Annotated in this window: 9 protein-coding genes; 4 read left to right on the forward strand and 5 right to left on the reverse strand. The window is 63.8% G+C overall.

What is annotated here, in order from left to right; translation table 11 throughout:
• Positions 1 to 79: 79 nt before the first annotated feature.
• Complete coding sequence (locus JYG34_RS19245; RefSeq protein ID WP_213657886.1) at positions 80 to 1,717, reverse strand: phosphoethanolamine transferase; 1,638 nt, start codon at positions 1,715 to 1,717, stop codon at positions 80 to 82.
• 162 nt (positions 1,718 to 1,879) lie between these two features.
• A complete protein-coding gene (locus JYG34_RS19250) occupies positions 1,880 to 2,245 on the reverse strand; it encodes a 5-carboxymethyl-2-hydroxymuconate Delta-isomerase (protein WP_213657887.1) in 366 nt (121 codons plus the stop codon).
• 116 nt (positions 2,246 to 2,361) lie between these two features.
• On the opposite strand from JYG34_RS19250, the gene JYG34_RS19255 reads away from it, so the two are divergent.
• Positions 2,362 to 2,598, forward strand: coding sequence for a DUF465 domain-containing protein (locus JYG34_RS19255; protein ID WP_213657888.1), 237 nt, complete (start codon positions 2,362 to 2,364; stop codon positions 2,596 to 2,598).
• Between the two features lie 123 nt (positions 2,599 to 2,721).
• On the opposite strand, the gene JYG34_RS19260 is transcribed toward JYG34_RS19255, so the two are convergent.
• Positions 2,722 to 3,903 carry a trans-sulfuration enzyme family protein gene (locus tag JYG34_RS19260; protein ID WP_213657889.1) on the reverse strand — a complete coding sequence of 394 codons (1,182 nt, stop codon included), beginning with the start codon at positions 3,901 to 3,903 and terminating at the stop codon, positions 2,722 to 2,724.
• Positions 3,904 to 4,055: 152 nt separating this feature from the next.
• Between JYG34_RS19260 and JYG34_RS19265 the strand changes: the two genes are divergently transcribed.
• Positions 4,056 to 4,514 carry an Lrp/AsnC family transcriptional regulator gene (locus JYG34_RS19265; RefSeq protein ID WP_213657890.1) on the forward strand — a complete coding sequence of 153 codons (459 nt, stop codon included), beginning with the start codon at positions 4,056 to 4,058 and terminating at the stop codon, positions 4,512 to 4,514.
• Between the two features lie 124 nt (positions 4,515 to 4,638).
• On the opposite strand, the gene JYG34_RS19270 is transcribed toward JYG34_RS19265, so the two are convergent.
• The gene (locus tag JYG34_RS19270) at positions 4,639 to 6,966 is read right to left on the reverse strand and encodes an FdhF/YdeP family oxidoreductase (protein WP_213657891.1); all 2,328 of its coding nucleotides are present in this window, start codon (positions 6,964 to 6,966) and stop codon (positions 4,639 to 4,641) included.
• Between the two features lie 254 nt (positions 6,967 to 7,220).
• On the opposite strand from JYG34_RS19270, the gene moaA reads away from it, so the two are divergent.
• Both moaA and JYG34_RS19280 read left to right on the forward strand, forming a co-directional pair.
• The gene (gene moaA, locus JYG34_RS19275; RefSeq protein ID WP_213657892.1) at positions 7,221 to 8,225 is read left to right on the forward strand and encodes a GTP 3',8-cyclase MoaA; all 1,005 of its coding nucleotides are present in this window, start codon (positions 7,221 to 7,223) and stop codon (positions 8,223 to 8,225) included.
• Positions 8,226 to 8,246: 21 nt separating this feature from the next.
• Positions 8,247 to 9,146 carry a bestrophin family protein gene (locus JYG34_RS19280; protein WP_213657893.1) on the forward strand — a complete coding sequence of 300 codons (900 nt, stop codon included), beginning with the start codon at positions 8,247 to 8,249 and terminating at the stop codon, positions 9,144 to 9,146.
• 100 nt (positions 9,147 to 9,246) lie between these two features.
• On the opposite strand, the gene moaB is transcribed toward JYG34_RS19280, so the two are convergent.
• On the reverse strand, positions 9,247 to 9,786 hold the full coding sequence (gene moaB / locus JYG34_RS19285) for a molybdenum cofactor biosynthesis protein B (protein WP_011535114.1): 540 nt from the start codon (positions 9,784 to 9,786) through the stop codon (positions 9,247 to 9,249).
• Between the last annotated feature and the right edge of the window lie 5 nt (positions 9,787 to 9,791).

Below are 9,791 nucleotides of genomic sequence, written 5' to 3' on the forward strand. Positions count from 1 at the left end.
GCGCGCAGTATATACGGCGCGGACGCTCTGGGTGAAACCTCGCAAGCCACGCCATCCTTGGTGCCGACCGTTGGTACGGTCAGCGGCCGGCTGCCAGCCATGGGCGGCAGCTGGCGAACATGTCCAGCGATTGCTTGTAGACCTCGGTATGCACCTGCAGCAGGCCGAGCATGGAATGGAACAGGTTGTCCTGCGACAGTGGCGCGTCGCGCAGCTTGGCCATGCAGTCGGTATCCAGGCCGAAGTCCTGGGTGTAGCTGTCGGAGAACCAGGCCAGCAGCGGCACGTGCTTCTGTTGATCCGGCGCCATCACATAGGGGGTGCCGTGCAGGAACAGGTTGTACTCGCCCAGCGACTCGCCGTGGTCGGAGAGGTAGATCATCGCGGTGTCGACCTTGTCCTGCTTGCTGCGCAGGGTGTCGATCAGCGAGGACAGGACCTTGTCGGTGTAGGCCAGGGTGTTGTCGTAGCCGTTGATGATCTCTTCACGGCTGCACTGGTTCAGGGCGTTGCTGCGGCACACCGGGGTGAACGGCTCGGCACCGCCGGGGTAGCGCTTGAAATATTCCGGGCCGTGGCTGCCCATCTGGTGCAGCACCAGCACGGTGTCCTTGTCGAGGTTGTCGATCAGCTCGGCCAGGCCCTGCAGCAGGATCTCGTCATGGCATTCGCCATCGGCGCACAGGGCCGGGTCCTTGAGGTTGCTGACATCGATGAACTGCACGCGGTCGCAGGTGCCCTTGCAACCGGACTGGTTGTCACGCCACTGCACGGCCAGGCCGGCGCGCTGGAGGATGTCGAGCAGGCCCTCGCGGTTCTTCGCCACGCTGGCGACGTAATCCTTGCGCCCCATGCCGGAGAACATGCACGGTACCGACACGGCGGTCTCGGTGCCGCAGGAGTGGACATCGGTGAAACTCAGCAGCCCCTGCTCCTTCGCCAGGTTGGGCGTGGTGTCGCGGGCATAGCCGAGCAGGCCGAAGTTCTCCGCCCGGGCACTTTCGCCCACCACCAGCACGGTCAGCGACTTGCGTTCATGCTGCTGCCAGGCCGCATCACGACGGGCATCCTCGCCATAGGCCTGGAACGGGTGCGCGGCGGTGCCGATCTGCTCGCGGACATAGCCGATTGAAGCGCCGACGATATTGCTCGGGGTGAGCATCAGGCGCAGTTCGTGGTGATTGCGAAACAGCGAGGACAGCCCTTGATAGTTGACCAGCGCCACCGACCCCAGCGCCGCCACGCATGCGCCGCTGACCACCAGCTTGCCGAGCAGTTCGCGGTGCCAGGGGCGATAGGCGATGGGGGCTTTCCATACCAGTAGAGAAGGCACAACACCGAGCAGCAGGATGTACAACGCAAACTTGATCGACAGCAGGTCGCGAACTTCCGCGACATTGGTTTCGGCGACATTGCGGAACATGCCCGCGTCGATAAGCACGCCATATTGGTTCATGAAGTAAGCCACGCCCGCGCCACTCATGAACAACAGGATCAATACCGGTTTCAATACATAACGGAAGGCCAACAACGTCAGCACGAGGTTGAACGCGAACAACATCAGCACGGCGAACGCCAGGCTCAACCACAGCCCCACCATGCCGGGCGGCACGATGGATTCGAGGTGTTCCCAGAGAAAGGTGTTCAGGCCGATCAACAGGTAAAGGCTGGCCAGCAGCGTGACCCATTCAGTCCGCAGGGATTTGAATTTCAGCATGGTGTTCGCAGTGAGAGTTGTCAGCGGCCAGCGCACCGGGAAGGCACTCTGGGAAGTTGGCCGAACTCTAGAAAGCGTCGCATCAATTTTTTGTGAAAAAGACGCCAACAATTGGTGGGAAGGCGTCTTTTATCGATTAAACACGTTTCATTCAGCGTTTGTTCAGCCAGGCAGGTGAAGCTTGGCGTAGGGCTGGCGATCGATGTCGAGCACCTCGACGCACAGCTGGATGTCCAGCCCGGCTTCGGCGGGGATGGCTTCATGGAGCACTTCCAACAGGCTGCTGGAGAGTTGCTGCTTGACCTGTTCGGAACGCCCGCTGAGGATCGCCAGGCGCACATGGGCGAAGGCGCGCTCCGCTGGCGCGGTACCGACGCGGTACTGGGCGAAGGCCTGGGCGCGGCTCTTGATATCCAGCTCGTCGGCGAACTGGCCGCTGCCGACCAGTGCTTGGTTCAGGCGCAGGAGCAGTTGGTCGACGTTCAACTGGCGCAGGTTGTCGCTGTATTCCAGGTTCAGGTGAGGCATGGCGCGGGTTCCGGTCGCGGGAGGATGTGCGACAGCCTACCCCAGTCACGCAAAGCGGCAAAGGCGGCTATTCTCATGGTTCAGGCTCGTTTACCAACCCTGAAAGAGGTGAAGAAATGCCAGTACCGCATGATCTGCTCGCTGACCTGCATGTATCCGCCAACCAGTTCCAGGCGCTCATCGACAAAGACCACGCGCTGCATCAATTGCACAAGGAATACAACGCCAAGGACAAGGAAGTGGTGGCCGCCGAAGGCAACGGCACCGCCGACGACAAAGTCAACCTGCTGCGCAAGGAGCGCCTGCTGCTCAAGGACAAGATCGAACGGATCGTCCATCCGCCCAAGTCCTGACTGAGATTCAGAACATTCGCCGGCCTCTTCGCGGGTAAACCCGCTCCCACAGGGCCATCACCGCCATCCAGATCATTGCGGTACCTGTGGGAGCGGGTTCACCCGCGAAAGGGCCGGCAGCCTTCACCTCGAGGCCGAAGCCTTCAAAGCGGTGTCCAGGTCCTCGATCAGGTCGCGGTAATCCTCGATCCCCATCGACAACCGCACCAGGTTCTCGCTGATGCCCATCACGCCCTTCTGCTCAGGGCTGAGCGAATTGTGCGACATGCTCCAGGAATGGTTGATCATGCTCTCCACGCCGCCCAGCGAGTCAGCCAGGACGAAGATCGACAGCGCCTCGACCAGGCGATTGACCGCCGCCCGGTCACCCTTGATGCGCATCGCCACCACCGCACCGCCGGTGCGCATCTGGCGCTTGCTCAGCTCATGCTGCGGGTGGCTTTCCAGGCCGGGGTAGTACACCTGCTCGACCTGCGGGTGATGTTCGAGGAACTGCGCCACGCGCAAGGCGTTGGCGCTCTGTCGCTCCATGCGCACGTCGAGGGTCTTGAGCCCACGCAAGGCCAGGTAGCAGTCGAACGGCCCCTGGATCGCGCCGACCGCCATGCTGATCTTGCGCAACCGCGCCAGCAGTTCTTGGTTGGCCGCCACCACCACACCACCGGTGAGGTCGGAATGGCCGCCGATGTACTTGCTCGCCGAATGCATCACCAGGTCCACGCCCAGGGTGATCGGCTGCTGGTTCCATGGCGAGCAGAAGGTGTTGTCGATGCAGGTCATCACGCCACGGGCGCGGGCCAGGTCGCACACCGCCTTGATGTCCACCAGGTGCAACAGCGGGTTGGTCGGCGACTCGATCCAGATCAGTTGCGTGTCGGGGCGGATCGCCGCGGCCACGGCGTCGATGTCGTTGAGGTCGACGTAAGTGGTGGTCAGGCCCGAGGTACGCCCACGGTAGTCTTCAAGCAGGCGGAAAGTACCGCCGTAGACGCCGTTCATCACCACCACATGGGCGTCCTTGGACAGCAGTTCCAGCACCGTGGCGGTGGCACTTACGCCCGAGGCGCAGGCGACCGCGCCGACGCCCTCCTCCAGTGCGGCGACACAGGTTTCATAGGCGTGCCGGGTCGGGTTGCTGACGCGGCTGTAGGCGTATTCGGGGTTGTCGTCCAGGCCGCGCTTGATGAACGAGCTGGAGGTGACGATGGCCGGGAAGATGGCATTGTCGGCAACGCTGGACTGCTCGCCAGCGTGGATGGTGCGGGTGGCGAAATTGCGCGGCTTGTCGGACATGGTCGGGTCCATTGACTGAGTGGAAAACCACCACTATCTCATATCCGTGGCTGGCAGGCGCCGCCGGGAACGATCATTTCATTCTTGAGAGCGGTCAAGTTCCAATGCATTCGCGCAACCGCTAATCTCTGGAAACTTTTTCCCGATTCGAGCCCCGTCACGCCATGGACAGTTTCGACCAGCACATCCTGACCCTGCTGCAGCGCGACGCCTCGATTTCGCTCAAGGACCTGGCCGAGGCGGTCAACCTGTCGACCACCCCCTGCTGGAAGCGGGTCAAGCGTCTGGAGGAGGAAGGCTACATCCGTGGCCGCGTCGCCCTGCTCGACCCCGAGCGCCTGGGGCTGGGCCTGACCGTGTTCGTCCAGCTCAAGACCCAGCGCCATGACAGTGCCTGGCTGGAGCGGTTCGCGGCGACGGTGACGGCGTTCGAGGAAGTCATGGAGGTGTACCGGATGTCCGGCGACTGGGACTACATGCTGCGGGTAGTGGTGGGCGACATCGCGGCGTACGACCGCTTCTACAAGAAGCTGATCACCAGCACCGACGGGCTGTCGAACATCACTTCGAGCTTTGCCATGGAGCAGATGAAGTACACCACGGCGTATCCGGTGTATCGCTGATCCTGGTGATCGAATCACTTGCGCTGATGTGTAGGAGCGGCTTCAGCCGCGATCACCCGCAAAGCGGGTGGCAGACACCGCAGTGCCTGCATCGCGGCTAAAGCCGCTCCTACAGAGACGGCGATCAGTCAGCGGATGACGCCTGGATCAGGTTCCCGACCTTGGCCTTCTCCAGCTTGATCGCGACGAACTTCGAGGTCGGCGTGTAGGTGCCCTCCCCATAGCTCTCCAGCGGCACCAGCGGATTGGTCTCCGGGTAGTAGGCCGCCGCCTGGCCTTCAGGCACGTCATAGGCCACCAGGCGGAACCCCGACACCCGCCGTTCGCGGCCATCCTCCCACAGCGACACCAGGTCCACCTGCTCACCCGGCTCGAAGCCCAGCCGGCGGATGTCCGCCTCGTTGACGAAGACCACCTCGCGCAGGCCGAACACACCGCGATAGCGGTCATCCAGCCCGTACAACGTGGTGTTGTACTGGTCGTGGGAGCGCAGGGTCTGCAGGATCAGGTCGGGCTTGTCGCCACGGGCCAGCACCTGGGCGTTGACCAGTTGCTCCGGCAATGGGCTGGGCGTGAAACGTGCCTTGCCGGTGGCGGTGCGGAAGTTGCGGTCGGCCGCGTTGTTGCCCAGGTGGAAGCCGCCGGGATGTTGCAGGCGCTCGTTGAATTCGCTGAAGCCCGGAATGACGTCGGCGATCATGCTGCGGATGCGACCGTAGTCGGCAATGGCGTATTCCCAGTCGATCGGCTTGTTGCCGAGAGTAGCCTTGGCCATGCCCGCGACGATCGCCGGCTCCGAACGCAGGTGCGGCGAGCGCGGCTTCAGCTGGCCGTGGGAGATGTGCACCATGCTGAAGGTGTCCTCCACGGTAACGCCTTGCGGGCCTTCGCCCTGGATATCGATCTCGGTGCGTCCCAGGCACGGCAGGATCAACGCATCACGCCCGGTGATCAGATGCGAACGGTTGAGTTTGGTGGCGATATGCACGGTCAGTTCGCAGTTGCGCAGCGCCGCGTGGGTGCGCGGGGTATCCGGAGTGGCCTGGGCGAAGTTGCCGCCCAGCCCGATGAATACCTTGGCCCGCCCCTCTTCCATGGCCTTGATCGCCAGCACCGCATTATGGCCGTGCTCGCGCGGCACCTTGAACCGGAAACGTTTTTCGATGGCGTCGAGCAATTGCGTCTTGGGCTTCTCGTCGATGCCCATGGTGCGGTCGCCCTGCACGTTGCTGTGGCCACGCACCGGCGAAAGGCCCGCGCCTGGCTTGCCGACGTTGCCGCGCAACAACTGCAGGTTGACGATTTCCTGCACGGTCGGCACCGAGTGGCGGTGCTGGGTGACGCCCATGGCCCAGCACATGATCACCCGTTCGGCCTTGCGGTACATGCGCGCGGCCAGCTCGATCTCGGCCTTGCTCAGGCCGGACTGCTCGACGATATGCGCCCAGGGCGTGGCATCGACCACGGCCAGGTAGGCCTCGACACCGCTGGTGTGCTCGGCGATGAAGGCATGGTCGAACACCGCAGGCTCGTTGTTCAGTTGCGCCTCGCGCTCCCACTGCAGGAGGTACTTGGCGATCCCGCGCATCGCCGCCATGTCGCCGCCCAGAGCCGGGCGGAAGTAGGCGGTGTTGGTCGGTTCGGAGCCGTTGCTGAGCATCTCGAACGGGTGCTGCGGGTGCTGGAAACGCTCCAGGCCACGCTCCTTGAGCGGGTTGAAACAGACCACCTGGGCACCGCGCCTGACCGCCTCGCGCAACGGTTCGAGCATGCGCGGATGGTTGGTGCCGGGGTTCTGGCCGATGACGAAGATCGCGTCGGCCAGCGCCAGGTCGTGAAACACCACGGTGCCCTTGCCCACCCCCAGGGTTTCGGCCATGCCCACGCCACTGGCTTCGTGGCACATGTTCGAGCAGTCGGGGAAGTTGTTGGTGCCGTAGGCGCGCACGAACAGCTGGTAGAGGAAGGCGGCTTCGTTGCTGGCCCGGCCGGAAGTGTAGAACTCGGCCTGGTCGGGCGACGCCAGGCCATTGAGGTGCTTGGCGACCAGGGCGAAGGCCTCGTCCCAGCTGGTCTCGACGTAGTGGTCGGTGGCGGCGTCATAGCGCATCGGGTGGGTCAGGCGGCCCTGGTACTCCAGCCAGTAGTCGGTCTGTTCGAGCAGGGCGCTGACGCTGTACTTGGCGAAGAACGCCGGGTCCACCGAGCGCCCGGTGGCTTCCCAGTTGACGGCCTTGGCGCCGTTCTCGCAGAACTTGACCATGTCGCTTTCCGGCGACTCGCCCCAGGCGCAGCCGGGGCAGTCGAAGCCGCCGTTCTGGTTGGTCTTGAGCATGGCCCGCAGGTTCTTGAAGGCGTTCTCGCTGCCCAGCCAGCTCTTGGTCACGCTCTGGAGCGCGCCCCAGCCGGCGGCCGGCCCCTTGTAGTCCCTGATGTGTTCGTCCTGGCTCATGTTCTGTGTGTTCCGCGCGGTGTTTTTTTCAGCCTAAGAACCCACCTCGGGTGCGTCCAATCGAAATAAGTGAAGGCCTGATAAACCGTCTCGATCATGGCACCAAAGCCACGGTTTGCAGGGCTTGGGGCGGTGATAGAGGAGACTGATCGAATGGTCGGGGAAAGCAATTTGACGCCAGAGGACGCAAGTAATAGCTTGAACCTTGTCTGCGGCTTTCGCCGCCCCAACTCCCTTCACTGCCGAGCGCGAACGTGGAAAAGAACCCCCAGGCCCTGGTCGACGGTTTCAACCGCAAAGTCGATTACCTGCGGATGTCGGTTACCGACCGCTGCGACTTCCGCTGCGTCTATTGCATGGCCGAGGACATGCAGTTCCTGCCGCGCCAGCAAATTCTCTCGCTCGAAGAGCTGTACCAGGTCGCCGAGCGTTTCGTCGCCCTGGGTACGCGCAAGATCCGCCTGACCGGTGGCGAGCCGCTGGTGCGCCAGGGCATCGTCGAGTTGTGTGGGCGCATCGCCGCCCTGCCCGGCCTGCGCGAACTGTGCCTGACCAGCAACGGCTCGCAACTGCCACGCTTGGCACAACCGCTGTTCGATGCCGGCGTCTCCAGGCTGAACATCAGCCTCGACAGCCTGGACCCCGACCGCTTCCGTGCCCTCACCCGCACCGGCGACCTCAAGCAGGTGATCGCCGGCATCGACGCCGCGCGCGCCGCCGGTTTTCGCCGCACCAAGCTCAACGCGGTGGTGCTCAAGGGCCGCAACGACGACGAGATCGTCGACCTGGTGCGTTTCGCCATCGACCGCGAGCTGGACATCTCCTTCATCGAAGAAATGCCGCTGGGCGTGATCAGCGAGCATGAGCGTGGGGAATCCTTCTGCTCCAGCGATGATGTGCGCAACCGCCTGGCCGAGCACTTCACCCTGGTCGAATCGGCCGAATCCTCGCAGGGCCCGGCCCGTTACTGGCGCCTGGCCGAAGCCCCCAACACCCGGGTCGGCTTCATTTCGCCCCACAGCCACAACTTCTGCGCCACCTGCAACCGCGTGCGCCTGACGGTCGAAGGCCGCCTGCTGCTGTGCCTGGGCAACGAGCATTCCGTGGACCTCAAGCAGGTCCTGCGCCAGCACCCCGGCGACACCGCGCGCCTGGAGAAGGCCATCCGCGACGCCATGCAGCTCAAGCCCTACCGTCACCACTTCGAAGTGGGCGGCGAGGTGCAGATCCTGCGTTTCATGAACATGACCGGCGGCTGATCGGCCGCCTCTGGAACCGCCTTGATCGTCCACCCACGCCCCGACATGCTGCGCGTGCTGTTCACCCTCAAGGGTTCGATCGTCCAGCGCATCGCCCTGCGCTGCCTGGCGGTGACCCTGCTGGCGGCGCTGATCGTGCTCATCGAGCGCCACTACCCGGCGCTGTTCTACCCGGTCAGCGCCACGCCCTTCACCCTGCTCGGCCTGTCGTTGTCGATCTTCATGAGTTTTCGCAACAACGCCTGCTACGACCGCTGGTGGGAGGGCCGCAAGGCCTGGGGCAGGATGATCATCGAGGTGCGGTCGTTCGTACGCGAAAGCGTGGTGATCGAGGACGACCCGTTGCGCGCGCGGATGTTGCGCAGCCTGTGTGGCTTCGCCCATGCCCTCAACGCGCGGCTGCGCAACGAGGAAGAACTGCCCCTGGCCCGCACTTGGCTGGCCGAGGACGCGCAGGTCACGGCGCACAATGTCTGCGATGGCATCCTGCGCGACATCGGCGCGCAGTGCTCACGGCTGGCAAAGGAGAGTGCGATCAGCGAGTTCCGCTACACCGTGCTGGAACAGCGCCTGACCGGTTTGTCGGACGTCCAGGCCACCTGCGAGCGGATCAAGGGCACACCGCTGCCGTTCCCCTACACCCTGCTGCTGCACCGCACCATCTATATCTTCTGCCTGCTGCTGCCGTTCGCCCTGGCCGAACCGCTGGGCTGGCTGGCACCGCTGTTCACCACCATCGTCAGCTACACGTTCTTCGGCCTGGATGCGATCGGCAACGAGCTGGAAGACCCTTTCGGGCGCGATGAGAACGACCTGCCGACCGACGCCATGGTGCGCACCATCGAGCGCGACGTGCTGGCGGCGCTGGGGCATGAGCCGCTGCCGCCGGCGCTGGTGCCGGTGGATCATGTGTTGAGTTGATGCAGCCATTCGCTGTAGGAGCGGCTTTAGCCGCGATTACCCACGGCGAGTAACAGGCACTCCGGTGCCTGCATCGCGGCTAAAGCCGCTCCTACAGAGGTCAGCCGCGGCTCTCGCAGGCCGCGATCGGCTTCAGGTGCGCCACGAAGTTGCACGGCCGGTGCCGCGCATCCAACTGCTCTGCCAGAATCCCTTCCCAGGCCGTACGACAAGCCCCGGTCGAACCCGGCAGGCAGCACACCAGGGTACCGTTGGCCAATCCGGCCAACGCCCGGCTCTGCACGGTCGAAGTGCCGATATCGAGGATCGACAGCGCGCGGAACAATTCGCCAAACCCATCGATACGCTTGTCCAGCAGGCAATCCACCGCTTCGGGCGTGCTGTCGCGACCGGTAAAGCCGGTACCGCCGGTGATCAGTACCACCTGCACCTGCTCGTCGGCGATCCAGGTGGCGACCTGGGCGCGGATCTTGTACAGGTCGTCCTTGAGCAGCACCCGGTCTACCAGGCGGTGGCCGATCTGCACCGAGCGCGTGGCCAGCAGCTCGCCGGAGGTGTCGTTGTCAAACGTACGGGTATCGCTGACGGTCAGCACGGCAATGTTGAGCGGCACGAACACCGCATCCGGTTTCACACTCATGGGTC

Origin of the sequence: Pseudomonas entomophila (assembly GCF_018417595.1) — a bacterium.
In the GTDB taxonomy this organism is placed as follows: Bacteria; Pseudomonadota; Gammaproteobacteria; order Pseudomonadales; family Pseudomonadaceae; genus Aquipseudomonas; species Aquipseudomonas entomophila_C.

What these genes read in the sequence shown, in the direction of transcription:
- JYG34_RS19245 (WP_213657886.1), bottom strand. Translation starts at nt 1,717, where the DNA reads ATGCTGAAATTCAAATCCCTGCGGACTGAATGGGTCACGCTGCTGGCC.
- JYG34_RS19265 (WP_213657890.1), top strand. Translation starts at nt 4,056, where the DNA reads ATGGACAGTTTCGACCAGCACATCCTGACCCTGCTGCAGCGCGACGCC.
- JYG34_RS19260 (WP_213657889.1), bottom strand. Translation starts at nt 3,903, where the DNA reads ATGGACCCGACCATGTCCGACAAGCCGCGCAATTTCGCCACCCGCACC.
- JYG34_RS19250 (WP_213657887.1), bottom strand. Translation starts at nt 2,245, where the DNA reads ATGCCTCACCTGAACCTGGAATACAGCGACAACCTGCGCCAGTTGAAC.
- JYG34_RS19255 (WP_213657888.1), top strand. Translation starts at nt 2,362, where the DNA reads ATGCCAGTACCGCATGATCTGCTCGCTGACCTGCATGTATCCGCCAAC.
- moaB (WP_011535114.1), bottom strand. Translation starts at nt 9,786, where the DNA reads ATGAGTGTGAAACCGGATGCGGTGTTCGTGCCGCTCAACATTGCCGTG.
- JYG34_RS19270 (WP_213657891.1), bottom strand. Translation starts at nt 6,966, where the DNA reads ATGAGCCAGGACGAACACATCAGGGACTACAAGGGGCCGGCCGCCGGC.